26 protein-coding genes and 2 pseudogenes are annotated in these 24,870 nt (G+C 46.0%); 10 read left to right on the forward strand and 18 right to left on the reverse strand.

Going from position 1 to position 24,870, the window contains the following annotated elements:
* Positions 1 to 7: 7 nt before the first annotated feature.
* From DSM107010_RS15815 to DSM107010_RS15835, 5 genes and pseudogenes are all read right to left on the reverse strand, one after another.
* A complete protein-coding gene (locus DSM107010_RS15815) occupies positions 8 to 532 on the reverse strand; it encodes a sterol desaturase family protein (protein WP_199755567.1) in 525 nt (174 codons plus the stop codon).
* A gap of 103 nt (positions 533 to 635) precedes the next feature.
* Entirely contained in the window at positions 636 to 1,637 is a 1,002-nt protein-coding gene (locus DSM107010_RS15820) for an energy transducer TonB family protein (protein ID WP_015154479.1), read from the reverse strand.
* A gap of 111 nt (positions 1,638 to 1,748) precedes the next feature.
* Complete coding sequence (locus tag DSM107010_RS15825) at positions 1,749 to 2,819, reverse strand: LOG family protein (RefSeq protein ID WP_015154478.1); 1,071 nt, start codon at positions 2,817 to 2,819, stop codon at positions 1,749 to 1,751.
* A 190-nt stretch (positions 2,820 to 3,009) separates the two neighbouring features.
* Positions 3,010 to 3,342, reverse strand: a pseudogene (gene trxA / locus DSM107010_RS15830) (thioredoxin); the annotation flags it as partial.
* Between the two features lie 378 nt (positions 3,343 to 3,720).
* The gene (locus tag DSM107010_RS15835) at positions 3,721 to 4,884 is read right to left on the reverse strand and encodes a GuaB3 family IMP dehydrogenase-related protein (protein ID WP_106169956.1); all 1,164 of its coding nucleotides are present in this window, start codon (positions 4,882 to 4,884) and stop codon (positions 3,721 to 3,723) included.
* 598 nt (positions 4,885 to 5,482) lie between these two features.
* Here DSM107010_RS15835 and DSM107010_RS15840 point away from each other — a divergent pair.
* From DSM107010_RS15840 to DSM107010_RS15850, 3 genes are all read left to right on the forward strand, one after another.
* Positions 5,483 to 8,065: an endonuclease MutS2 gene (locus DSM107010_RS15840; protein ID WP_479684198.1), complete on the forward strand. Its 2,583-nt coding sequence runs from the start codon at positions 5,483 to 5,485 to the stop codon at positions 8,063 to 8,065.
* Between the two features lie 159 nt (positions 8,066 to 8,224).
* Positions 8,225 to 8,824 carry a DUF3038 domain-containing protein gene (locus DSM107010_RS15845; RefSeq protein WP_015154474.1) on the forward strand — a complete coding sequence of 200 codons (600 nt, stop codon included), beginning with the start codon at positions 8,225 to 8,227 and terminating at the stop codon, positions 8,822 to 8,824.
* Between the two features lie 201 nt (positions 8,825 to 9,025).
* Positions 9,026 to 10,543 (forward strand): DUF4335 domain-containing protein, encoded by a 1,518-nt coding sequence (locus DSM107010_RS15850; protein WP_106170472.1) that lies wholly within the window; start codon positions 9,026 to 9,028, stop codon positions 10,541 to 10,543.
* A 141-nt stretch (positions 10,544 to 10,684) separates the two neighbouring features.
* Here DSM107010_RS15850 and DSM107010_RS15855 read toward each other — a convergent pair whose 3' ends face one another.
* Genes DSM107010_RS15855 through DSM107010_RS42960 form a run of 3 tightly spaced genes read right to left on the reverse strand, consistent with a single transcriptional unit; the run spans position 10,685 to position 11,794 of the window.
* Positions 10,685 to 11,146, reverse strand: coding sequence for a ferredoxin (locus DSM107010_RS15855; protein WP_106170474.1), 462 nt, complete (start codon positions 11,144 to 11,146; stop codon positions 10,685 to 10,687).
* Positions 11,146 to 11,532, reverse strand: a complete 387-nt coding sequence (locus DSM107010_RS15860) for a DUF1257 domain-containing protein (RefSeq protein WP_015154470.1) — start codon at positions 11,530 to 11,532, stop codon at positions 11,146 to 11,148. Before DSM107010_RS15860 ends, DSM107010_RS15855 begins: the two co-directional genes overlap by 1 nt.
* 52 nt (positions 11,533 to 11,584) lie before the next feature.
* On the reverse strand, positions 11,585 to 11,794 hold the full coding sequence (locus DSM107010_RS42960) for a DUF2997 domain-containing protein (protein ID WP_039716585.1): 210 nt from the start codon (positions 11,792 to 11,794) through the stop codon (positions 11,585 to 11,587).
* Between the two features lie 431 nt (positions 11,795 to 12,225).
* Between DSM107010_RS42960 and bioA the strand changes: the two genes are divergently transcribed.
* From bioA to DSM107010_RS15880, 3 genes are all read left to right on the forward strand, one after another.
* A complete protein-coding gene (gene bioA, locus DSM107010_RS15870; RefSeq protein WP_127023349.1) occupies positions 12,226 to 13,506 on the forward strand; it encodes an adenosylmethionine--8-amino-7-oxononanoate transaminase in 1,281 nt (426 codons plus the stop codon).
* Between the two features lie 137 nt (positions 13,507 to 13,643).
* Complete coding sequence (bioB, locus tag DSM107010_RS15875; RefSeq protein WP_181246539.1) at positions 13,644 to 14,633, forward strand: biotin synthase BioB; 990 nt, start codon at positions 13,644 to 13,646, stop codon at positions 14,631 to 14,633.
* Between the two features lie 73 nt (positions 14,634 to 14,706).
* Complete coding sequence (locus DSM107010_RS15880) at positions 14,707 to 15,246, forward strand: GNAT family N-acetyltransferase (protein WP_106170676.1); 540 nt, start codon at positions 14,707 to 14,709, stop codon at positions 15,244 to 15,246.
* A 63-nt stretch (positions 15,247 to 15,309) separates the two neighbouring features.
* Here the strand turns inward: DSM107010_RS15880 and rppA are convergent, their stop codons facing one another.
* Complete coding sequence (gene rppA, locus DSM107010_RS15885; RefSeq protein ID WP_106170678.1) at positions 15,310 to 15,999, reverse strand: two-component system response regulator RppA; 690 nt, start codon at positions 15,997 to 15,999, stop codon at positions 15,310 to 15,312.
* Positions 16,000 to 16,196: 197 nt separating this feature from the next.
* Here rppA and hisG point away from each other — a divergent pair, with 197 nt between their 5' ends.
* Positions 16,197 to 16,841, forward strand: a complete 645-nt coding sequence (gene hisG / locus DSM107010_RS15890; RefSeq protein WP_106170681.1) for an ATP phosphoribosyltransferase — start codon at positions 16,197 to 16,199, stop codon at positions 16,839 to 16,841.
* A gap of 73 nt (positions 16,842 to 16,914) precedes the next feature.
* Here hisG and DSM107010_RS15895 read toward each other — a convergent pair whose 3' ends face one another.
* From DSM107010_RS15895 to DSM107010_RS15915, 5 genes are all read right to left on the reverse strand, one after another.
* Complete coding sequence (locus DSM107010_RS15895) at positions 16,915 to 17,607, reverse strand: ABC transporter permease (protein WP_127023352.1); 693 nt, start codon at positions 17,605 to 17,607, stop codon at positions 16,915 to 16,917.
* Positions 17,604 to 18,386, reverse strand: a complete 783-nt coding sequence (locus DSM107010_RS15900) for an ATP-binding cassette domain-containing protein (RefSeq protein WP_106166383.1) — start codon at positions 18,384 to 18,386, stop codon at positions 17,604 to 17,606. Before DSM107010_RS15900 ends, DSM107010_RS15895 begins: the two co-directional genes overlap by 4 nt.
* Positions 18,387 to 18,515: 129 nt before the next feature.
* The gene (locus DSM107010_RS15905; RefSeq protein ID WP_106166384.1) at positions 18,516 to 18,977 is read right to left on the reverse strand and encodes a TspO/MBR family protein; all 462 of its coding nucleotides are present in this window, start codon (positions 18,975 to 18,977) and stop codon (positions 18,516 to 18,518) included.
* A 91-nt stretch (positions 18,978 to 19,068) separates the two neighbouring features.
* Positions 19,069 to 19,542, reverse strand: coding sequence for a TspO/MBR family protein (locus DSM107010_RS15910; protein WP_015154460.1), 474 nt, complete (start codon positions 19,540 to 19,542; stop codon positions 19,069 to 19,071).
* Positions 19,543 to 19,740: 198 nt separating this feature from the next.
* Complete coding sequence (locus DSM107010_RS15915) at positions 19,741 to 20,475, reverse strand: glutathione peroxidase (RefSeq protein WP_106166385.1); 735 nt, start codon at positions 20,473 to 20,475, stop codon at positions 19,741 to 19,743.
* Positions 20,476 to 20,633: 158 nt separating this feature from the next.
* Between DSM107010_RS15915 and DSM107010_RS42965 the strand changes: the two are divergent.
* Positions 20,634 to 20,789, forward strand: a pseudogene (locus tag DSM107010_RS42965) (SAM-dependent methyltransferase); the annotation flags it as partial.
* Positions 20,790 to 20,854: 65 nt separating this feature from the next.
* Here DSM107010_RS42965 and DSM107010_RS15925 read toward each other — a convergent pair.
* Positions 20,855 to 21,382, reverse strand: coding sequence for a GAF domain-containing protein (locus DSM107010_RS15925; protein WP_106166397.1), 528 nt, complete (start codon positions 21,380 to 21,382; stop codon positions 20,855 to 20,857).
* An 82-nt stretch (positions 21,383 to 21,464) separates the two neighbouring features.
* Here DSM107010_RS15925 and DSM107010_RS15930 point away from each other — a divergent pair, with 82 nt between their 5' ends.
* Positions 21,465 to 21,680 (forward strand): hypothetical protein, encoded by a 216-nt coding sequence (locus DSM107010_RS15930; protein ID WP_106166386.1) that lies wholly within the window; start codon positions 21,465 to 21,467, stop codon positions 21,678 to 21,680.
* Here the strand turns inward: DSM107010_RS15930 and DSM107010_RS15935 are convergent.
* From DSM107010_RS15935 to DSM107010_RS15945, 3 genes are all read right to left on the reverse strand, one after another.
* The gene (locus DSM107010_RS15935; RefSeq protein WP_199755570.1) at positions 21,668 to 21,823 is read right to left on the reverse strand and encodes a hypothetical protein; all 156 of its coding nucleotides are present in this window, start codon (positions 21,821 to 21,823) and stop codon (positions 21,668 to 21,670) included. The genes DSM107010_RS15930 and DSM107010_RS15935 overlap by 13 nt on opposite strands.
* A gap of 98 nt (positions 21,824 to 21,921) precedes the next feature.
* Positions 21,922 to 23,157 (reverse strand): LL-diaminopimelate aminotransferase, encoded by a 1,236-nt coding sequence (locus DSM107010_RS15940; RefSeq protein WP_106166387.1) that lies wholly within the window; start codon positions 23,155 to 23,157, stop codon positions 21,922 to 21,924.
* A gap of 120 nt (positions 23,158 to 23,277) precedes the next feature.
* Positions 23,278 to 23,739, reverse strand: a complete 462-nt coding sequence (locus tag DSM107010_RS15945; RefSeq protein WP_106166388.1) for a GNAT family N-acetyltransferase — start codon at positions 23,737 to 23,739, stop codon at positions 23,278 to 23,280.
* Positions 23,740 to 23,863: 124 nt separating this feature from the next.
* Here DSM107010_RS15945 and DSM107010_RS15950 point away from each other — a divergent pair, with 124 nt between their 5' ends.
* Positions 23,864 to 24,868, forward strand: a complete 1,005-nt coding sequence (locus tag DSM107010_RS15950; protein ID WP_106166389.1) for a LysR substrate-binding domain-containing protein — start codon at positions 23,864 to 23,866, stop codon at positions 24,866 to 24,868.
* Positions 24,869 to 24,870: the final 2 nt, after the last annotated feature.

The following is a 24,870-nucleotide window of genomic DNA, read 5'->3' on the forward strand; positions in this document are numbered from 1 at the left end:
CGTCATATCACCACCAGCGTAGTTGTAAATAGCCGCGTTCTGGTTGACTAGTTTCTTCTTCCGTGAGCCATTCTACGGGTTTGTAAGTGCCAAACACCCGATCCCACCAATCTACAGCTAAACCAAAATTGTGATGCCACATCCCGTATTTGTGATGGACGTAATGCACGGGCATTTTCATCCAAAAGCACTTGGTTGGATTTTCGTGCTGTAATTGGTGGGCATAAGCAGAAAAAGCAGCATAAGCTAAACTGCCCAGAAACCAACCTATCCCAGCTTCGAGGGAGACAAAGAACATTGCAAACATGGCAATGCAGCTACCCTGAACGTAATCCCGAAATTCCCATACTACACCTTGTCCTTCATTCCGGCGGTGGTGATCGCGATGTCTTTCACCAATGCGAGGCGAAACGTGCATCAAACGATGCAACCAGTATTCGACTAGACTCGCTAGGATAAATGCCAAGACAAAGCAAACTCCTCCAACTGCTAGCTTTGTTAAATCGAGCATCACTCCTCCTGAATTGGTCATTGGTCATTCGTCATTTGTCATTCATGGTGGCAGCTAGTGGCTTGACTCCTTTCTATTCACCAGCCACGAGTCGCTAGTCACTAATAACTGATAACTTTTTACGTCATCTTACCCATAGATCTAAACCACCAGAGACGTTGATATTAAATGTAAAACTAATTTTGAGGGAATTGTAAGCAAATCCAGAAGGTAAAGGTGCGAAGGGTGCGGCGCGTCTAATGGCACTAAGAGCGGCGGTGTCGGTAGTGTTGGAGCCAGAAGGTCGAACGATCCGTAGGTTGGTGACTTGACCCGATCGCGTGACTGTGAAAAACACGACAGTTGAACGAGAATTCTGCGTCATCCCTGGTATCCACTGCTGCCTGACTTGTCGCTGAAGTTGCTGCAAGTAAGAACCCATATCGACATCCTGACGAGCATCAATGCCTGGCGCAGCACGATTAGAACGGTTGGGATTAGCGGCTAGGTCGCGGCTGGAAAGCGTCAGCGGACCACCTAACTTGCTCGCTGCTGAAGATCGCGGCTGAGTTCTGGCTGTAGTTCTAGCAGGCGATCGCTCGGTTGCGGGACTAGGACGATTTGCTGGTTTTTGCTCTGGGTTAGGAGTCTTCGGAACTGGTTTGGAGCGATTGGGAGCAGTGGCAATCGGAGGTTGGGCTTGAGGAGGCTGGATTTGGGGTTTTGGTGGCTCTGGACTCTCCCTGCGGTTGCTAGATGGCTGCTGGCGGCGGGGTTGAGCGGGTGACGGAGTAGTACGGGAACTAGTTCTAGGCGTAGTTGGGTTATTCGGTCGAGTTGCTAGAGGTCGTCTGCGATTGGCTTTACCACCGGCAACGGAATCGTTTGCTGCCCGACGTTTGGTTTCTGGGGGCGGTTTTTTTGGTTGGGGAGGAACTTCAACAAACTCAAGTGGAATTGGTTCGGCGCGAGATTGCTGTTTTGGTTTTGGTAGGATGCGAATCCAATAATCGTAGCTGAGGAAAAAAATAACGTGTACGAGAAGTGAGATAACGATACCGAACCAAAGAGCATCAGTATTGCTTCTCCTTCTACCGTCACGCCAGAATTCTTGTTCCGATTGCTGGAATTCTTTTTGCAACACCATGCCGCGATCGCCTCATAACAGCCGTGCCGACAGTTCGTATACCAGTGTATGTCGATCGGGGCAAAAATGGGCAAGGGGCGATCGCACTTCTGAATAGTTGCCTTGCTTGCCTTACTTCCTTTCTGGATGAGAAGCAGTTTCTTCTGAAGGTTGTCCCATCTGATTGATCCTAGCAATCATCTGATACAAACGCCCCAAGTCTCTTTGATTAAAATAAAGCACGATCCGGGGCAAGTCTATAGTTTCATCCTGAGTTTCTTGAGGTAAAGCCGCGCTTTTTTCAATCTTGCCTTTCACCAAAATATCGCTGAAATTGTGATTCAATTCTTCAACTTCAGCATCAGATAATTCTGCATCAAGGCGAATTACCAATAAATCGCGCACGTAGCGGCTAGAGTGATAAACCCGATAAAATTGCGTGATCGCGTTACAAGCAACATCTAAGTTATCTGTAATCGTATAAAGACTGGGATCTTCAGGACTAACCAAACCTTTTTGAATCAAATGCTCTTGAATATATTCGCTCCAAGCTTCCCAATAGTCTCCCCCTGGGTGGTCGATGAGTACCATCGGCACGGGACCGAACTTTCCAGTTTGGCTCAAAGTCATGCATTCAAATGCTTCGTCCTGCGTGCCAAACCCGCCAGGAAATAGCGCCACTGCATCGCTTTCCCTGAGTAAAAACAGCTTGCGGGTAAAGAAATATTTGAAGTGGATTAATTTCGCGTCACCAACAATGTAAGGATTTGCTTCTTGCTCGAATGGTAGTTGAATATTCAACCCAAAAGAATTTTCCCTTCCCGCACCCTCATTTCCCGCCTGCATGATTCCGCCACCACCACCAGTCATTACCATAAACCCTAACTGAGTGACACAACGGGCGAAGTCTACTGCCATTTTATACGCCGGGCTATCTACTGGAGTACGTGCCGAACCAAAAATTGTTACCTTCCGAACGTGACGATAGGTATGAAATAATTCTAACCCTCGCTCCATATCAGCCAGAGAAGCCGCTAAGATTTTCCAGTCGAGACGGTCGATCTCGCTGTGTGCTAACCGAATAATAGTGGCGATCGCCTGCTGGATCAATTGCCGATGTTGCAAATCTGGCAAATGCTCTAACAGGGTAGCTAAGTCCGATTTAAGCGTGTCTATGGTGTCTAATGAACGGGATGAAGTCATGAGTGCTGCTGCACGGGTCGGCACTCTATTTTAGCGAGATTTGGGACATCTGTTGAGAGGAAATTACAGAGACGCAAAATTTCACGTCTTACAATCAGCAGAATTGCTCCCCTGATGAATGTACAGACCAAAAAGCGCCATATAGCCAAAACCTCAGGCGCTTGCAAGTCTTTTTCGTGCTAACCCAGCTCTACAAATACTTTTCTAAAGTATTCGACAGTGTTGTTTTTGGTACTGCACCTACTACCATGTCAACTTTTTGACCCCCTTTGAAAATCATCAGAGTGGGGATACTGCGGATACCGTACTGACTGGCAATATTGGGGTTTTCGTCGGTGTTGAGCTTCACTACCTTGACTTGCCCGTCGTACTGCTGTGCAATTTCATCGACAACAGGGGCGACCATGCGGCAAGGACCGCACCAAGGAGCCCAAAAATCCACTAACACTGGGATTTCACTATCTAGTACTTCTTGCTTAAAAGAAGAATCTGTAACTTGCGCGGCTGCTGACATGCCTGAAAATCCTTGGCTATATTGTTGCTTACTTTGCTGAAAATTTTATCACAGTAAAACCAAGCATTTTTACCTCCTGAGTATCTGTAATTAGATAGATCCTCTGTGGCGATCGCTGTGCGATTGTAGTTGATGTGAAAAGTAAGGATTACTCTACGTGAATTCCCAGACATAAGGAACCGCCCGAACAGTAGTCCGGGCGGAGTGTGGTGTGAGGAGTGAACGGAAACATGCGTCTCCGCTTCCTCTATTGTAGGCGACTGTTTTATTTTTTCCAGTACTCTTTGCAAGATTATGGAAATTTTTAAGTCGACTGTTTTTGTTTGAGTAAAGTTACTTATGCGTGAAGTCAGAAGTCTCCAAGTCAATACTCAAAACGATTGTCACCTACTTACCCATACCGAGTTGCTGAGCCTTCTGATAGACTTTGCCTTCTGTGAGCAATGAAGGAGCTATTACGACTTCGACTTGTTGCATCTCGCGAATGTCTTTTGCCCCCAAAGTTCCCATGCTCGTTTTTAAAGCGCCCAAGAAATTGTGCGTCCCGTCATCGAGTTGAGCGGGTCCGCGTAAAATTTGTTCGCAAGTGCCAGTTGTCCCGACACGAATTCGAGTTCCACGGGGTAGCACGGGGCTAGGGGTTGCCATGCCCCAGTGAAAGCCTTTACCTGGTGCTTCAGCGGCTCTAGCAAAGGGAGAACCGATCATCACGCCATCTGCACCGCAGGCGATACACTTACAGATATCTCCACCTGTAATCAAGCCACCATCGGCAATTACTGGTACGTAATTTCCGGTTTCCTGATAATAATCTTCTCTTGCTGCAGCACAATCTGCGATCGCCGTGGCTTGAGGTACACCCACACCTAAAACACCGCGAGAAGTACAAGCCGCCCCAGGACCAATCCCAACTAAAACTGCTGCTGCTCCTGCCTTCATTAAACTTAAAGTCACTTCGTAAGTGACGCAGTTGCCCAACACGACGGGCATGGGCATTTCTTGACAAAATTTCGCCAAGTCAAGGCTGGTAAACTCAGATGGGGCTATGTGAGCTGTGGAAACAACAGTAGCTTGAATAAAAAATAAATCTGCGCCAGCTTTTGCCACAACGCTACCGTATTTACTCGCTCCAGCAGGAGTCGCGCTAACAGCAGCAATACCACCTTGCTGTTTAATTTCCCTAATTCGTTGCTCGATTAATTCTGGTTTGACTGGTTCGGCATACAATTCTTGCATCAGCGGCACGAATTCATGTGTTCCTACTGAGGCAATCCGTTGTAAAATTGGCTCTGGGTCGGCGTAGCGAGTTTGAATACCTTCTAAGTTGAGTACGCCCAAAGCTCCTAACTGGGAAAGCAGTACAGCCATCTGCACATCGACAACTCCATCCATCGCACTGGCAATAATGGGAATTTCTCGCTCGATCGCGCCAATCTGCCAGCTGGTATCCGCTAAACTGGGGTCTATAGTGCGTTGCCCCGGAGCCAGTGCAATTTCATCAATGCCGTAGGCGCGGCGTGCGGTTTTGCCACGTCCAATTTGAATATTCACGTTTCTTTACCCGTTCCCAAACTATTTCGCTAGAGTACCAAATTCGCGAGGAGTTTGGTTAGAGGTTGGGGAATTTTGTTAGTGAGGAGTGCGTGGCTAGTGACTAGTGGATAGTGGAACCAGTGGCTAGTAATTGCGACTTGCGACTTGATGAATGCTCCCTCAGCAACCAGGTACTCTCTCCCTGCTCAGTAAAAGAGGGATAGTACTACAAATAGGTAGGGAAATTCAGGCTTTAGTACGATTGAGACTGACTGAGAGCGTACTACAATGGAATTAAAGTCAAAATGTATTGTTCGCTCAAATGTATTCAACACTAAGCTAAAGCGAAAAAATTCGCGATCGCACGCACAGAACCCGGTCAAAAAAGCTATAGCTTTCAGCTTTTGCTTGAATTTAACGTAGATTTGATATCTAAAAGCCTTTTATTTTAATTTCTGCGCTCTAAAAGTTTTAAATCAAAGACAGAATAATTACTTGAGATAAATTCTGTCCTCTAATCCCTGCTCCCTGCTCCCTTTTAATAAAATTGAAACACCAAGCTTTGATTCAATCAGAAACGTTAGAACTATTAGAATGGTCGCGCTTGTGTCAGCACTTGGCAACTTTTACGGCGACTAAACTAGGAGCGATCGCCGCTCGGAATTTGGTCGTTCCCGACACGCAGGCAAAAAGTCAGGAATTGTTAAACCAAACCAAAGAAGTCTACGAGTTAGATAGTCGTCTGAGTGCTGGGTTGTCGTTTGCCGGAATTCAAGATATTGGCGAATCTTTAGAACGAGCAGAATTACAAGGTATATTAACCGCAGAGCAGTTACTCGCGATCGCCACAACTCTCACCGGAACGAGACAGTTACGACGCAGCATCGACCAACAGCAAGATTTGCCAGTTTTACAGGAATTAGTCTCTACTGTCAAAACCGATCCTGAATTAGAACAGGATATTTTATACTGTATTGACGAACAGGGTAAGGTAGCAGACCGCGCTAGCCCTAAATTAGCAGAGATTCGCGATCGCGTGCGGCAATTGCGCCAACGAATTACCCAAACCCTACAAGGAATCTTGCAGCGCCAAGCCAACGCCGTACAGGAACAACTTATCACCCAAAGAGGCGATCGCTTCGTTATTCCCGTCAAAGCACCGCAAAAAGACGCAATTCCCGGTATCGTCCACGATGCATCCATGAGCGGAGCAACTTTGTATGTAGAGCCAAACGCGATCGTGGCTTTAGGCAATCAACTGCGACAATACATTGCCAGAGAGCAAGCAGAAGAAGAGGCGATTCGCAGACGGCTGACTGAGCAAGTCGCAGCCGTCAAGCCAGATTTAGAAAATTTGCTAGCGGTTGTAACGATAATAGACCTTGCCAGCGCCCGCGCTCGTTATAGCTACTGGTTGCAAGCCAATCCACCCCGCTTTTGCGATCGCTCCCAAGGGGAAAATACAACATTACGTCAATTGCGCCATCCCCTGCTCGTATGGCAAAACCAGCACGAACAAGGGCAGCCAGTCATTCCTGTAGATATTATCGTTCAGCCCCACATTCGCGTCATTACGATCACCGGACCCAACACTGGAGGGAAAACGGTAACGCTGAAAACTCTTGGTTTAGCAGCTTTGATGGCAAAAGTCGGGTTATTTATTCCTGCCAAAGAACCTGTAGAAATTCCTTGGTTTGACATGGTATTGGCAGATATCGGCGACGAACAGTCATTACAGCAGAGTTTGTCTACTTTTTCCGGTCATATTCGGCGAATTAGCCGGATATTAGAGGCGATTGGTGAAGTAGGGAGCAGGGACGAGCTGGGAGCAGGGAGTAGGGGAGAAGGGGACAAGGAAGACAAGGGAGACAAGGAAGACAAGGGAGACAAGGGAGACAAGGGAGACAAGGAAGACAAGGAAGACAAGGAAGACAAGGGAGACAAGGAAGACAAGGGAGACAAGGGAGACAAGGGAGACAAGGGAGACAAGGGAGAAATTCTAGCCACTAGTCACCAGCCACCAGCCACTAGCTACTCACTTGTTCTACTCGACGAAGTCGGCGCGGGAACCGATCCAGTCGAGGGCAGTGCTTTGGCGATCGCCCTTTTGCGTCACCTTGCCGATAATGCCGAGCTGAGTATGGCGACAACTCACTTTGGCGAATTGAAAGCGTTGAAATATCAAGACGAGCGGTTTGAAAATGCCTCGGTGGAATTTAATGAGGAAACTTTATCGCCTACTTATCGCTTGTTGTGGGGGATTCCAGGTCGCTCTAATGCTTTAGCGATCGCTGCTCGTTTGGGATTAAAACCAGAGGTGATCGAGCAAGCAAAACATCAGGTAGGAGAAGCAACGGAAGATGTGAACCAGGTCATTGCCGGACTTGAAGCCCAACGGCGACAACAAGAAACGAAAGCCGCCCAAGCCCAACAGTTATTACAACAAACAGAGCGATTGTATCGTCAACTCTCGGAACGGACTGCTCAGCTAGACGCGCGAGAACGAGAATTACGTGCCTCTCAAGAACAAGCAATTCAACAGGCGATCGCCCAAGCTAAAGCGGAAATTGCACAGGTGATTCGCAAGTTGCAGCAAGGAACTCCTACAGCTCAAGCCGCACAGCAAGCAACAGTGGCGATCGATCGGTTTGTCCAACAGCATACTCCTCCTGCATCCAAGCCCAAAGCCGAATTTCGCCCCCAAGCAGGCGATCGCATTCGCATTCCCCGTTTAGGGCAAACCGCAGAAGTTTTGAACGAACCTAACGATGACGGCGAATTAATCGTCCGCTTCGGACTGATGAAAATGACCGTCAAGTTAGAAGACATTGAATCGCTGGATGGGAAAAAAGCCAATTTCCAAGAGAGGAAACAAGGGGGACAAGGAAGACAAGGGGGACAAGGAAGCCATTCTAGCCACCAGCCACCAGCCACTAGCCACTCACCCGACTCCCCCACAATCAGGACTTCTCAAAATACCTTCGATATTCGAGGTAGTCGGGTGGCTGATGCAGAGATCGTGCTAGATAAGGCGATCTCCGAAGCGTCTGGAACAATATGGATTATCCACGGTCACGGTACGGGGAAACTGAGACAAGGAGTTCACAATTTTTTGCAACAGCATCCTATGGTAAGTCGCTTCGAGGCTGCGGCTCCTGAAGATGGTGGCTCTGGGGTGACAGTAGCTTTTTTGCGGTAGCGTCAACGTGTAGGATGTGGTAAAAATTGACTGAGCAAAATTTCATAACCTGAGCTGCTTGAGCGGCAAATTTGTTGCTAGCTGGAGAAAACAAGCCAAAACCAAAGAAACACGGTTTCAAATTGGGTAACAGCTCAGTGTATCTTAGTCGTACCACCTATGCTGAAGACTATGCACTCTAGCGCCCAATCTCCCAATCAAAGTACTAAGTGGAACGATCTCACTCGCGCCGAGCCTGCACCCGTGCAGCTCAACAATATTAAAGCTCAACTCGATCTGATATTGTTGGCGCTAGAAGCTTTAGTAGGCATTGGTTCTGAGGCAATGTTATCGGCAGCAGAAGAATTAAATTTGGCAACAAAAATCCCCGATCGGGTGGCGTTATGGCGCTTGAGGCAATCAAATCCTTTACGTAAAGGTGATGGGGGTAGGAAAAAATTAGATATAGAAGAAGCGCGATCGCTAGTTTTAATTATTTGTCACCTAGCCAAACAATATCAGACTCAAATTCGCCGCGCCGTCATGTTATTAGAGCAGGCGATCGCCAATCGAGAAGTTCCTCATAAAATCGGCGTGTTGGGCGACTACATCGATAGTTTTAGCAATCTCTATCAGGAGCGCATGGAAGATGCCGAACATTTATCAACCAATTGGCTAAGTCAATTAGGCTTCAAGCTCTTAGTCGATCTGTTATTTTATAGCGGTGCTGTCGGTCATCGGCACTTATGGCTTACCTTGCTCGATCGTTCGCAATTGTAACTAGGGAGTCGGGGAGAAGAGTGGTGCGTGTTGATAGGGTGTGGTGTGTGACTAATTTCTCCCTTGTCCCCCTTTGCCCCCTAATCCCCACTCCCTTCGGTCGTGGGATCCCCCTTGTCCCCCTTGTCCCCCTTGTCCCCCTTGTCCCCCTTGTCCCCCTTGTCCCCTCACTCCCTGCTCCCTACTCCCTCATTTTCGCTTATGTCTCTGTCAGAACCGATTATCAAAAAGTATACGCAAGCTTCTTGTACGTTACAGGTTACCGAGCGCACGCCAGGATCGGATCGGGGTGCTAAATCAATGAATGCACCAATTCAGTTCGAGGTGCGCTTTCATGACTCCCAACTACCAGAAGCAGAGCAAATTCGCATTCAGGGCGATCGCCACTCTTTAGTAGAATTGCATGAAGTTGTCAAAAACTACGTGCAGAGAGTTCTCGCTTCATCGCCAGACCGATTCAATGCTTTGTTGGTAGAAGATGCAGCCAATACGCCCACCCTACCGGCAGAATTAGATTCCTCTAGCACGCCTGCACCAGCTTCAGCAGGAGGAATATACATTCAACCTGGTGAAGGATTATCCCATAATTTGTTTTTAGGAGCTTTAGCAACTCCTAGTACGGGGCAATTCATTCCTTTGAGCATGACGCAACTATTCGATCTAGCAAACGCTTTAGATGAATATGCTGCTGACGTTTTAGCTGTCCCAGCCAACTTTAATAGCCCGACTCGTTTTGCTACTACTCCTTCTACAGCTTGGGCGGGGATAGCAGCCGTACTGCTGGTAGGAGTAGGTTTAACCGCAGGACTCGTACATCTGCTCAACCGTTCTGACGAGCCACAAACAGCCAGTCGTCCGCCACAACAGCCTTCTCCCTCGCCCACCCTATCTCCAGAGGCTGTACCGTCTGTGCCACCCACAAGCGATCTCCCATCGCCGACGACAAGCCCAACTTTAGGAAATTTACCAAATACGCCAACTGTGGGGAGTTCGCCAATTCCCTCACCTCTGTCAGACACTCCCCTGCCTACCGCGCCAACCACGCCACCCTTTACAACCACTGCCCCACCTGCACCGCCTAACGCTGGAGTTAGCCCCCTACCTGGCATTGCTCAAGCACCATCTGGTTCTACTCAAACACCCAAGTCATCGGCTAATCAACCAGCTAATCAGCCTGCCGTGCAACCAGGTAGCATTGCTACCTTACCAGGAATTACTACCAACAATAACCTTCCCAGTCCTCCCAGCCCCGATCGCTCGGCTCAGACTCCACCAACAATCGATGTTCCTGCCGCACCACCCAGCAATCCAGCTCCGCCGCCATCAGTGGAAGGCTTGACACCCAGAGAAAGGATCAGAGCAGCTTTAGAAGGTAAGCCAGTTGAGGAGCCGCCAGCTAAACCGTCACGACAAGCACCCCAAGCGGCAGCTTTTGCCCCTACGCCGCAAGTTAATGAAGTCAGAGAATACTTCCAACAGCGTTGGCAGCCCCCCTCTGGACTCAGCGAACCGTTAGAATACAGTATTGTCCTAGATGTAGACGGCTCGGTGCAGCGGATCGAACCTTTAGGCAAAGCAGCTAGAAACTACATCGAGAGTTCTGGTTTACCTTTAATCGGCGAACCCTTTGTCTCCGCTAACCCCCAAGGCGAAACACCTAGAGTTAGAGTCATACTCGGCGCTGACGGGAAAGTTCAGTCTTTTCTGGAGCAAAACTAAATCAGTAGTTAGTTATCAGTTATTTAGTGTAGGGACGTTACATGTAACGCCTCTACAGAACATATAACGTCTCTACTGAGATAAAAATAAGGAGACTGTGCAATCCAATCTCCTCAGTTAGCGATCGCCTGTTTGGATATATTAATACTTGGCTTTTTTGCGGGTTAACTGTTGCTTGCGACGGCGCTTTTGGGCAGCAGCCACAGCCCCCTCGACGGGATATCCTACAACTGGGGGAATGACTTGATATTGTCTGTCTTGTTCTAGCCGCTTTAACTCAGTGTAATCGACCCAGTGGATGCAATCTACCGGACAAGTATCGATCGCCTCTTGGATCAGTTCCTCCACGTCACCATCTTGACGGACGACGCGAGAGCGACCGTAATCTGGTTCGATGTAAAAGGTGTTGCGAGCGACGTGAGCGCAGTGCTTGCACCCAATACAAGTGATTTCATCAACGTATACACCCTTTTGCCGGGTAACACCGCCCAATTCTGGCTCTAGTCCAGAACGATTGGCAGTATCACGCAGATTCCCTCCCAACTCGGGTTCTAGGTGCGATCGCCCCGTGTCGGAATGATTCGATGTGCCAAGATCGTCCATCAGCCACTCCAGCGCTGTACTAACAGTCTGATCGAGCCATCTGAGTTTTTCTGTTGTTCGGTGACTTGAAAGCCTTGTCTTGCTGTTTCGTTAACTACGGTGTGGTACGCATAACGCTGCGTCACCTGGCGCAAGAAACCTTCTACGGATAAAGGTTGCTGCCAATATTGCATATCGGCGACGAGTTCGTACTCTTTGCCATTCCAACTAAACCCTACATCGTAACCGTTATCTTGCTCGATTGTCACTTCGGCATTCCGCGTTTGTCCCTGATAGCCTCGGACTTGCCGAGATCCAGATTTCCAATCAACTCCCATATCGGTGAGAGCTGCTTGCAAGGATGTTAAATTGCGGATTTGAGTTTTGATTTGGCTAAAGTGTGACATAGTGTTTCTAGATCGTCGTAAATTAACTAAGGTCAATAACTAAATAAAAAAGCTACCATTCGCTAAACGATGCTTGAGCGATTGAGACATCAGCTTGTGTATTAACTTGATTAAAATATTCTGATGTTGGCTGCTGGCTAATGGTTTGCCCTAGTTCTGCTTCCAGCGCTGCCGTAACTTCCGTACAGGAGGAACCGACGATCCCCGTAACTTTTTCCTGTACGCGACCATCGGGATAGATGACAAATTCTAAGGTTTCCATGCTTCTAGCCAACACAACAGGTTTTAAGGTTATCTGACACTTATATCCAGCATTTGGGCAGGATAGCTTGCTTTGAGCGACGCGATCCCCTATCTTAATATCCCTACTGCTACATAATGTTTCATCCATCGAATTATATAGATGAAAAAGTTAACAAAATTTAGCAATAGAGTGAACTCGCACAGTAATTATTTGTCAGTTTCGCTTAACTTTCAACAGCAGTCAAGCAGAAAATTAGAGAGTAGGGAGTAGGGAGCAGGGAGCAGGGAGCAGGGAGACAAGGGGGACAAGGAAGCTGAGGGAGCTGAGGGAGCGATCGGGGGCTGAGGAGATAAAATAACTAACTGGTCACTGGTCAGGAGTCACTGTCACCCCACACCCTACACCTCCCACACACCCTACACCCCACACCCTACACCCATCTCCTACTTATGAGTAACAGTGCAATTTGGCATCCTTTTACGCAGATGAAAACGGCTCCTCCTCCTTTGAAAGTCAAAAGGGGAGAGGGGGTGATGTTGGAATTGGAGGATGGAAGGCAGATTCTTGATTGTATTTCGAGTTGGTGGGTGACGATCCACGGACACAGCCACCCCGTACTAGCTGAGGCTCTTTACCAACAAGCAAAACAACTAGAACAAGTGATTTTTGCTGGGTTTACCCACGAGCCAGCAGAAAAATTAGCCACTGGGCTATTGAAACATCTACCTAAATCTCTGACACGGGTATTTTTCTCCGATAACGGCTCTACAGCGATCGAAGTTGCGCTGAAAATGGCATACCAGTATTGGTTTAACCAAGGGGAAAAACAACGAACTCGATTCATTAGCTTTGAAGGCGGCTATCACGGCGACACTGTAGGAGCAATGTCAGTTGGTAGTAGTTCTCCTTGGTGGCAAACTTTCAAAACTTTGATGTTTGCAACGGATATCGTGCCTTTTCCCGCAACTTTTGACGAAGATTCCAACGTCGCTACCCACGAAGCACAGGCTTTGGATTGTCTGGCAGAATTATTGCAAAAAAATTCACACAGTTACGCAGGCATATTTATCGAGCCATTAGTACAGGGAGCCGCAGGGATGCGCCTGTGTCGTCCCCAATTTTTGCAGGAACTTGCCAAACTCGCTCGCACATACGGGGTGCTGCTAATCTATGACGAGGTTATGACGGGCTTTGGTAGAACAGGAGAATTATTTGCTTGTTTAAAGTCAAGTACTTGTCCCGATATACTTTGCTTATCTAAAGGTTTATCAGGTGGCTGTTTACCTCTATCTGTGACTGTAGCAACAGAGGAAATTTACCAAGCCTTTTACAGCGATGACATCGATCGCGCCTTCTTCCACAGTCATTCTTACACGGGAAATCCCTTAGCTTGCGCCACAGGCAACGCCTCGCTGGAATTATTAACTCAAAATCCAGATGTATTTAGGGGAATGGAAGCCTTACACCGTCGCTATATGGAAACATGGTTGAGCGGGCATCCAAAAATCGAACGTACCCGCATCTGCGGTACAATAGCAGCCCTGGATCTGAAAGCTGAAAGCGAAAGCTACTTAAACGCCACAGGTTCAAAACTGCGATCGCGCTTTCTCGAATTAGGCTTCCTCTTACGTCCTCTCGGTAATACCATTTACCTCATGCCACCCTACTGCATCACCCCGACTCAACTCGAATCGATTTACGAAGTGATTCGTCGGGTTGTGGATGAGTGAGTCAAAAGTCAAAAGTCAAAAGTCAAAAGTCAAAAGTCAAAAGTCAAAAGTCAAAAGTCAAAAGTCAAAAGTCAAAAGTCAAAAAATTAGCAACAACCAACAACTGCCGATCGCCAACTACCAACTACCAACTACCAATGCCCCAAACCATCACCTTACCAAATTGGAATCAACTTGCCGATCGCTCCTTAGCAGGAGATCTTATCAGCCGTGAAGCAGCTTTAGCCGTACTCAGCGCCCCTAATGAAGTGTTACTCGAACAGCTAGCAGCAGCTTATAAAGTTCGCAAACATTATTGGGGTAATCGCGTTCGACTGCACTTTTTGCTCAATGCCCAAAGTGGACTTTGCCCTGAAGATTGCCATTATTGTTCTCAGTCGAAAATCTCGACAGCAGAAATTGAGAAATATCCGTTGATGGCACAAGAAAAAATTTTAGCTGCCGCAGCACGGGCGGCTAGTTTAAAAGCAGGTACATTCTGCATGGTACTGTCTGGGCGATCGCCTAACGAAACAACTTTTGCCAAATTTTTAGCAGCCGTGCGAGAAGTCAAGGCAAATTACGATTTGAAAATTTGTGCTTGTTTGGGGTTATTGAGTGAGTCACAAACGCAGCGTTTAGCAGCAGCCGGAGTCGATAGAGTCAACCACAATCTCAATACAGCAGAGTCGCACCACGAACAAATTTGTACGACTCATACTTTTAGCGATCGCGTGGCGACGGTGGAGAATGTTAAAGCTGCTGGAATTACGACTTGTTCGGGCGGAATAATCGGGATGGGTGAGTCAGATGACGATATTATCGATTTAGCTCTGTCACTGCGACAATTAGAAGTAACAAGCGTACCAATTAACTTTTTGATCCCAATACCAGGTACACCACTAGCAGGGTTGCAACAACTCAATCCGCAACGCTGCCTGCGAATATTATGTCTATTTAGATTCTTGCTACCATCACAAGAAATTCGGATTGCCGGAGGTAGAGAAGTCCATTTGCGATCGCTCCAACCGTTAGGATTATATCCCGCCAACTCCATCTTCATTGGCGACTATCTCACCACCCCAGGACAAGCAACACAAATGGACTTAGACATGATTCGCGACGCTGGCTTTGTTTTGGAGGAGTGAGGAGCAAGGAGCGACTATTCTTTGTGTTCTTCTTAGCGTCTTAGCGTCTAACGCTACGCTTCGCCTACGACTGATGCGTGACATAAAAATGGATTTACTTAGCACGGAGATATTAACAAATCGCCTCAGATTAAAACCTGTATCGATGGCGTATAAAGAAGAAATCTTTTCAGAATTTACTGAAGATATTACTAAATATATGTGTCCGCGATCGCCCCAACATATTGCTGAAATAGAAGCATTTATTGAGAATGCAATTCTAGATTTAAAAAAGGGTAGCGATCTCAGGCTGGTTATCTTAAAAAAGGATTCGCAAGAATTCTTAGGCTGTGCAGGTCTTCATGGTATGCTTGGCAAAACTCCAGAATTTGGCATTTGGTTAAAAAAAACAGCCCACGGTCGTAAGTATGGGCTAGAAGCAATTAGAGGTATCAAAAATTGGGCTGAGCAAAATCTAGATTATGAATATTTTCTTTATCCTGTAGATCGCGCCAACATTGCCAGTCGTAAAATTCCAGAAACATTGGGCGGAAAAGTTGTGAGAGAATACGAACACAAAAAGACAAATGGAAATATTTTATATTTATTAGAATATCGCATTGAGAGAGCGTAGCATCTGTAGGAGCAAGTTCACTCAACATTTAATGCTTTACTATTATCATTTACCTATTATCAATTACCCATTACCATCCCCAAACCGATAACCTTTCCCATAAACAGTATGAACTAACACTATTTCTCCCTTCGCTTCAATTTTGCGTCTTAATAACCGAACTAAAGCAGCTAAAACATTACTGCTCGGTTGTTCCTCTTCAGTCCATAAATATTGATGAATTTGGTCGTGAGTTAAAACTTGTCCGACATGACGCATAAAAAATTCTAAAAGCTTAGTCTCTTTCTCTGACAACTCAATCGTGCGTCCTTGACGATAAGCTAAGCGATTTTCCACATCTAATTCTAAATCTGCAACTTGTAAACGTTGAGTTGCAGCTAGATTTAAATCTACAGCGCCTCGCCGTAACAAAGCGCGGACTCTTGCAAGTAATTCGCGTAATTCAAAAGGCTTAACAATATAATCATCTGCACCCGCATCTAAACCTTGCACGCGATCGTCTATCGTATCTTTAGCAGTCAGGAAGAGGACAGGTGTATTTTTACCACTGCGGCGTAATTGCTGACAAATATCTAACCCCGATTGGTGGGGGAGCATCCAATCGAGGATCAGTAAGTCATAAGTCTTCTGAGTAGCCAAATTGCTACCTTTGTTCCCATCATATGCCACATCAACCTCGTATCCTTCACGGCTGAGGAGGCGACTAAGAGGATCGGTTAGTTCAACTTCATCGTCAACTAACAAGATTTTCATATCAATCTTGGCTGCACGGATAGATTACGCGATATTTCTATTCTTACACTGGCTGCAATCTGGCAGTGTCTCACTAATATAGAAAATCAGAATTATACAATCGCGATCGTTCTAGTTTCAGGGCATAATAGTTTTTTGTGAGAATCAGGACTTGTCTTCTGTTTCTTCCCCTATTCCCTACTCCCTACTCCCTAGCCATGATTACCGTAGCACTACCCAAAGGCGCACTTTTAAAAGATAGTATCCGTTTGTTGCAATCTGTCGGTTTAGATTTTAGTGCATTTCTCGATTCCAGCAATCGTCAATTACAGATTCAAGACTCGAATAATATTGCCAAAGCTTTATTAGTACGGGCGCAAGATGTACCCGTTTACGTAGAATACGGACAGGCACAATTAGGAATTGTTGGCTATGATGTATTGCGCGAGAAAAAACCGAAAGTTGCCAATCTAGCCGATTTAAAATTCGGTTCTTGTCGGCTCTCTGTGGCTGTCAAAGCTTCTAGTCCTTATCGTTCGGCTTTAGAATTACCAGCTCACGGAAGAGTTGCTTCTAAGTTTGTTAATTGCGCCCGCGAGTATTTTGAAAATTTAGATTTACCAGTAGAAATTATTACTTTATACGGTTCTGTAGAATTGGGACCAATTACGGGTATGTCTGAGGCAATTGTTGACTTAGTTTCTACTGGTAGAACGCTACAAGAAAATGGATTAATCGAGATTGAAACATTGTTTGAAAGTACGGCAAGACTGATCGCTCATCCCTTAAGCTATCGGCTTAACAGCGGGAATTTTTATCAGTATATCGAACAAATTCGCACGGCAATTATGTCACCTGTTTAGTTGAGTAAAATCTACATTTCAATCCTATGCTTTCAAGCATAGGTTCCCTGCTCGATCGCTCGTGCGCTCTCTGCTAAGACTGCACCAATCTCCCCTGCTCCTCTGCTCCCCTGCTCCCCCGCTCCCAAGTACCTCGGCGCGTTAAACGGCGTTCCAAAGTAGCGATCGCCCAATCTGCTAAAATTGCTAACACCGCCGCCGGAACTGCCCCTGCCAGAATCAACTGATTGTTGACCATTGCAATTCCCCGAAATACGAACACGCCCAAGCCGCCAGCGCCAATTGCTGCTGCGATCGTGGCAACCCCGATCGCAATCACCGTAGCTACCCTTACCCCTGCTAAAATCACCCCTAGCGCCAACGGAACCTCGACTTGCAAGAGTAACTGGCGATCGGTCATGCCCATCCCCTTTCCTGCCTCACGAATTGCCGGATCGACGTTAATAATTCCTGTATAGGTATTGCGAATAATTGGTAGGAGAGAATAGAGGGTTAGAGCAATAATCGCCGTCCGCGCCCCAATTCCACCAATTAGCGGCACGGAAATCAAAAATCCAAATAGTGCCAAACTAGGAACTGTTTGCAACACGTTAGCAATTCCCAAGATTGGCTGACGCAGGCTGGGTTTACGGGTGATGCAGATCCCTAGCGGAATACCTACCAAAGTCGCAACACCAATTGAAATTCCTACCAAGAGGATATGGGTAGCAGTTTCCTGTAAAATCTCCGGCGCGTACTTCACCAGAAAAAATTCACTCAAGTTCATTTTCCGTTCTTCTCACCAGAATTATAAATCTGAGCAAACGGTGGTAACCCTTTGATAAAAGCACGCGCCTCTGGCTTAGAAGATTTTAAAAACTCTTCTGGCGTACTTAACACCAGCATCCGTCCTGCTTGCATGAGACCAATTCGAGAAGCCAAAATAAAAGCTTCCTGAATATCATGCGTTACGAAAATTACGGTTTTGCCTAACTGCTGTTGCAAGCGGCGAAACTGCTGTTGAATTTCTAGACGAGTGACTGGATCGAGCGCGCCAAAAGGTTCGTCCATCAATAACACGGGCGGATCGGCAGCTAGCGCCCTAGCGACTCCTACACGCTGTCGTTGTCCTCCAGAAAGTTCGCGGGGGTAACGATGAGCGAATTGCTCCGGTTCCAAACCAACTAAGTTTAACAGTTCGTAAACTCGTGCCTTAATTTGTTTGGGTTTCCAACTTTCTAAAGCTGGCACTAAGCCCACATTTCGTTCGATCGTGAAATGCGGAAACAAACCTGTCTCCTGAATCACGTATCCCATCTGACGGCGTAATTTGATTTCATCCCACTTGGTTGTAGGAATGCCTTCAAACAGAATCTCACCGTGAGAAGGGACGAACAGACGATTGATCAACTTCATGGTCGTAGTTTTGCCACTACCACTGCGTCCCAATAAGACTAAAACTTCACCTCGCCCGATGGTGAAATTGAGATTTGATACCAGCGCCCGTCCGTTCTGAATGAACGTGACATCGCGAAATTCGATTGCAATTGGATTATCCTGCGGCATAAACGACTCCCGAAAGGGGTTGCCTCAGGTAACATTATGTGCTGATTTACCCGCGATCGAAGTAATGGTTGAGCTTTTAGTGTATCAACTTACATGCAAACAGGGGTAGAAGCAAGCTATAACTTATCGTTAGACATCCTGGGGATTCAATTTTGCCATTTCCCAAGTCGTGTAAGTGCCAATCGGACTCCAAATTAGATATGGTAGGAGTAAAGCCGCCGCCCAAGGGGAAACGCTGAGGACAGTTAAGGCTAATAATAGACCAGCGATCGCACCCGTACCACCAATAATCGTCCCAATTTTGAGGCTGCGAGTCCTAAACATCACCAGCGTGTAGGAAACGATTAGAATTTCTACCAACAGGTAAAACCCCATCAGCAACCAGCTACCCGTATTTTCCCACACGATATAAGCCGACCAAGCACCGCAAATAAATACGACCGTCCAAATGACGGGAATTAACGCTTCAAACGTCAACCAGTTAGGGCGGCGCAAGCGCTTAAACCATTTGCGATCGCTTGGTGTAATAAAATTTGCCCCTAACGCTACCAACAGCGTTACAGCCCCGATTACCATCCAAGATTTAATCATGATTAAGTGAGTAGTAAGTACTGAGTGGCTAGTGGCTAGATTCTTTATTGGTCTAGCCACTAGTCACTAGTCAGTGATAATTGACAACTATTCACTGCTCTGTAGGATTGAGGCGAATCATTTCCCAAGTTGTAAACGTGCCGATGGGGCTCCAAATGGTATAAGGTATGAGCAAAGCTGCTGCCCATCCAGAGATTTGCAAGACAGCTAGTAACAACAATACGCTCAAGAGTACGCCTGAGAAACCAACAAACGTACCGATCGCCAAACTACGTAGTTGTAGCGTCACTGGTAAATAAGCAACGGTAATTAATTCTAAAACTAGGTATAAGCTCATTAATAACCAGGTTTTGAGGCTACCTGGTTCTGCTTCCCAAACAATATAAGCTGAAATTGCCCCACACGTAAAAATCACCATCCATATTACTGGAATTAATGGCTCAAAAGTTAACCAATGTGGGCGTTCCAGTTGAACTGCCCATTTCAAATCGCGAGGCTTAAAGAAAAAGCCACCGAAGGCGACAAGAAACGTTATTCCTCCAATCGCTAACCAAGACGGAATCATTCTTGTTTATCCTTTCCTCAGTCTTCTATCGCGATTGTGACAGTTTAGGGCAGTGTGAGTACTCAGTCATTGGAGAGAAGTAGAAATTCAGGAACTAGGAGTTATTAGCAGTTCTCAGTCGATCGCAGTATACATCTTGTAGGGGCGCACAGCTGTGTGCCCCTACAGACCCTAATATCTCATTCAATCAAGAACCACCTAGTTTGTACTCAAATAGGCTTCTAATGCTTCCGAACCACCGATAAGCCTTCCATCGATAAAGACTTGCGGTACTGTCATTGCTCCCGTCATTGCCCGTAGAGAACGGGTTGTCGCATCTTGCCCTAAAACGATTTCTTCGTATTCAATTCCGCGTCCTTGCAGCATTTCTTTCGCACGGGTGCAGAACGGACAACCAACTTTGGCGAATAAAGAGACGCACTTCGGTTTCGCCGCTTCTGGGTTAATGTAATTGAGCATGGTTTCGGCATCGGATACTTTAAAGGGATCGCCTGGTTCCTCTGGCTCGATAAACATCTTTTCTACTACACCATCTTTCACCAGCATGGAATAGCGCCAAGAACGCTTGCCAAATCCTAACTCCGATTTGTCTACCAACATTCCCATCCCGTCAGTAAACTCGCCGTTGCCATCGGGAAGAAAAGTTACCTTATCTGCACCTTGATCCTTTGCCCATTCGCTCATGACAAAGGCATCATTGACAGAAATACAAACAATATCGTCAACACCATTCTCTTTAAAGGCTGGTGCTAAATCGTTGTAACCTGGAACGTGAGTTGACGAGCAAGTTGGTGTATATGCCCCCGGCAAAGAGAAAACTACAACTGTCTTGCCGTTAAATATCTCGTCGCTAGACACATCCAACCATCCGTTATTCTGGCGAGTCCGAAATTTAACACTGGGTACTTTTTGTCCTTCGCGGTTAGACAGCACGGTATCTCCTTCACTTCACAAATCTACATACAGATAGAGCGTACTCGTTATGAGTTCACTTGTCAACTCTTTCGCTCGCGTTGCTATACTACTACATGTACATGTGGATACTACAATTTATCCTGAAGCCCGGGAAACTAGCAGACGAAGATAAAAATATGCCAGAAAATGCTTGGAATACATCCCTCTACGAGAGTAAACATGCGTTTGTGTGGCAGTACGGCGAATCACTGCTAGAGTTGCTGTCACCGCTGCCAGGAGAAAGAATTTTAGATCTCGGTTACGGCACGGGACAATTATCAGAAAAAATTGCGATCGCGAGGGATTCACAATTAAATTATTTTATATATAGATAGGTGGGCATTGCCCACTCTACTATTTAATTCTGGGTAGATGTAACATAATTAACGACTATAGGCGTAAGCTTGTCTATTACATCTGAAATTATTTCACGATCTGTTTCAGTCCAAACTCTCGGTTGATCGAATACACAGGGTTGTAAAATACCCCATAATTGATTTTTGTCGCATAAATGAGCGTGAATTAAAGCTCGGTGTCCGAAATTTTTACGCTCAAAATCTTTATTGACCACTTTTGGATCTGCTGTCTCTACATCTTCCACAAAAATTGATGGTTCGGCACGCAAAGCGGCTGCAAATAAAGGGTCTTCGTTGTTTATTAAATCGGTGGGTTCTGCTTTCCAGTCTGAATCAGTTACATCAGGATATTCAGGACTGCGACACCAACAACTGACAACTTTACCAATATTAGTTTGAGGATGGCGTAAATAGAGAAAACAGCGATCGCATTGTAATAGATCTCCTAATACTGGTAGTAGAGTTGAAAAAATTGCTTCTGGCGGACGATGTTCGGAGAGAATCTTGCTTAAAATAGTCGAATCTTGCATAGAAATCTTAGCCTTTTGATAGGGTCGATCTGCGATCGCTCTGTTTAATCTAAAAGTATATAGAAAATGCGAGGAAAAGATCATGCCTAGCGGTCATGCAAATCATAAAGGCACAAGCGATAAACCTAATACAAATGCAGCGGGTCAAATGGATATTGCTGCCGATAAATCAATCGATGCCGCCGAAGATGTCTTACCAGAAGGAGCTACAACTAATACAACTAGAACCGATGAATTTGTTGATTATCCTCCTGCATATCAGCGTCCACAAGAATCAGAATCTAGTCAGGATAAATAAGTGAGTTTATGGCGATTGCAAACTGTTAATTCGTGCAAGATTAACTCAAATTCTTGCCAACTGACGTTGGGAATAGTCACTACACTACCAGGAGCCAGCTGCATTTGGCTAACAGGTTTGACAACAGGAATCGTGGTCGTCATAGGAAAATTGACAGCAGATCGATCGGGGCGAGTTTAGATAGATCTTCACCTAAGTATAGAGATTTTTGGTGAACTCGCCCCTACACTGTATTTTCGCTCTACACTTTAAACTTCTCGACAATCCGTTTCATCGCTTCTTCCACGTTCTCGCGACTGTTGAATGCAGAGATACGGAAGTAGCCTTCACCAGCCGCACCAAATCCCGAACCAGGCGTTCCCACCACATTGTAAACTTGCAGTAGCTTATCAAAGAAATCCCAACTGGATAAACCGTGCGGGGTTTTTACCCAGACATAAGGTGCATTCACGCCGCCATACACTTCTAAACCCGCAGCCATCAGTTGAGTACGGATGATTTTGGCGTTTTCTAGATAAAAATTGACAAGAGCGTTAATTTGTGACTTCCCTGCTTCCGAATAAACTGCCTCAGCACCACGCTGCACGATGTAAGATACACCATTAAATTTAGTGGACTGACGGCGATTCCACAATTTCCACAATTCTACATCCGCACCATCAGCAGCTTTTGCCTTGAGAGTTTTGGGTACGACAGTTAAAGCGCAGCGCGTACCTGTAAAGCCAGCATTTTTAGAAAAAGAACGAAATTCGATCGCGCAATCTCTAGCTCCCTCAATTTCATAAATAGAATGGGGTAGATCGGGATCTGTGATGTATGCTTCGTAGGCAGCATCGAAGAAAATTATGGAATTGTTAGCTTTGGCGTAGTTTACCCACGCTTGGAGATGTTCCCGCGTTGCTGTCGCACCTGTAGGGTTGTTGGGGAAACACAGATAAATCAAATCGACTTTTTGAGTCGGAATTTCGGCAGTAAAGTTGTTTTCTGCCGTCACGGGAAGATAGACTAACCCCCCATACTCGCCTTTCTCATTTGCCTCTCCCGTATGTCCAGCCATGACATTCGTATCGACATACACGGGATATACAGGATCGGTAACGGCAATTCTGTTATCTTTGCCAAAAATATCGAGAATATTGCCCGTATCGCACTTGGAACCATCAGAAATAAAAATTTCTGAAGCGTCAATATCGCATCCTCGCGCTTGAAAATCGTGGCTAGCAATCTTCTCCCGCAACCAAGCATAACCTTGTTCGGGACCGTAGCCTTTAAAAGTAGCGCGATCGCCCATTTCTTCGACAGCTTGAATCATCGCCGCGCGACAAGCTTCTGGTAATGGTTCGGTGACATCGCCAATTCCCAACCGGATAATTTTTGCCTCGGGATTCGCCTCAGCAAATGCATTCACCCGCCGCGCAATTTCAGGAAACAGGTAGCCTGCTTTGAGTTTCAGGTAGTTATCGTTAATCTTTGCCACGATCGATCTCCATGTGTGCCGTAAATAATTTTAAGGGCTGGTGAAAAGTCAAAAGTCAAAAGTTAAAAGTCAAAAGTCAAAATAACTGTTCCCCGTTGCCTGTCTCCTGTTCCCCAGTCACTAATAACTGAGACGACACAAGCGCAGGTTGTTGAGAATTTGCGCGCCTTGTTTTTGGTAAAATTCGATGCCGCGATCGTTGTTGACGTTCACTGTCCATTCTATGCGTCCGCAATCGTTCTCGCTGGCGAGGGTTGATAAGTAGTTGAGTAATGCGGTTCCGACTCTTTGTCCGCGCATATGTGGCTGTACGAATAAGTCGTCCAGCCAGATACTCGGTTTACCGAGAAAACTGGAGTAGGTGTAGAAAAATAAGGCAAATGCGATCGCGCAGTTATCGACTTCTGCCAATAATACTCTCGCTAGGGGCGATCGCCCAAATAATGTTGTCTCTAACTGCTGGGGAGTTGCTTGCAGTTCGTCTAGATATCCATCAAATGCTGCTTTTTGACGGATAAACGAAAATACTTGCTCTAAATCCTCAACCGTTGCCAATCGAATTTGAATATTGATATTACTCATCTGATGTATCCATTGCGTACTTATCTGTACTGTAAAAAAGCTTTTTTCATATGTCCAATATATATTTAGTAAAATATTTATATTTTAAATATATAAATATGGGAGTTGGTAGGGGCACACATCTGTGCGCCTATACGGAGTCGGGAGTCGGGACAAGGAAGACACGGAGGATAACTACAACCACCAACCACCAACTACCAATTACCAATTACCAATTACCATCATGGAACTTCGCCACCTGCGCTATTTCATCGCTGTCGCGGAGGAATTAAATTTCAGTCGCGCCGCCGAACGCCTGCATATGGCTCAACCGCCACTAAGTCAGCAAATTCGCGATTTAGAAGCTGAAATTGAAGTCAGGTTATTCGATCGCACTAAACGACGTGTAGAATTGACTGTTGCGGGTCGAGTATTTTTAGAAAAAGTACGACAGTTACTTAGGCAAATCGAGCAAGCTGTAGAAGCAGCACAACGAGCGAGTCGCGGCGAAATTGGACCTTTGAGCTTGGGGTTTAATAGTTCGGCGACATATAGCGTTTTACCCACCTTATTAAAAGCCTTTCGAGAACGATGTCCAGAGGTAGTATTGGATTTACATGAATTGACAACGCCGCAACAAATCTTGCAGTTACAACAACAGCAAATTGATGCGGGTATTCTTTACTTACCAATCGATTTAGAAGAAATAGAGTTAGAAATAGTTTCCGTGTTAAAAGAAGGCATGGCGATCGCAATCCCAGAAACTCATCCTCTCGCTACATCCACTCAAATATCAATTCGAGCCTTGAGTCAAGAATTATTCGTTTTGCCACCTGCCCGTTTAGGTAGTGGACTTTACAATCAAATTAGGCAATTTTTTCAACAGACGGAGTTTAGTCCAATAGCAGTGCAAGAAGCAATACAACTACAAACTAGCATTAGTTTAGTAGCAGGTGGTGTAGGAGTGGCGCTAGTACCGTCTTCTCTACAAAATTTACAGCGAGCCGGGGTGATATATCGATCGCTTATAGAACCAACCCCTGAAATTGAAATTGCTGTAGCATGGCGAAAGGGAGAGCGATCGCCTATTTTGCAGCACTTTATTGACTCTATATACGAACATTTTTCTGTAGAGATGTTACATGTGTAGAG

Source organism: Chroococcidiopsis cubana SAG 39.79 (assembly GCF_003991895.1).
Lineage (GTDB): Bacteria > Cyanobacteriota > Cyanobacteriia > Cyanobacteriales > Chroococcidiopsidaceae > Chroococcidiopsis > Chroococcidiopsis thermalis.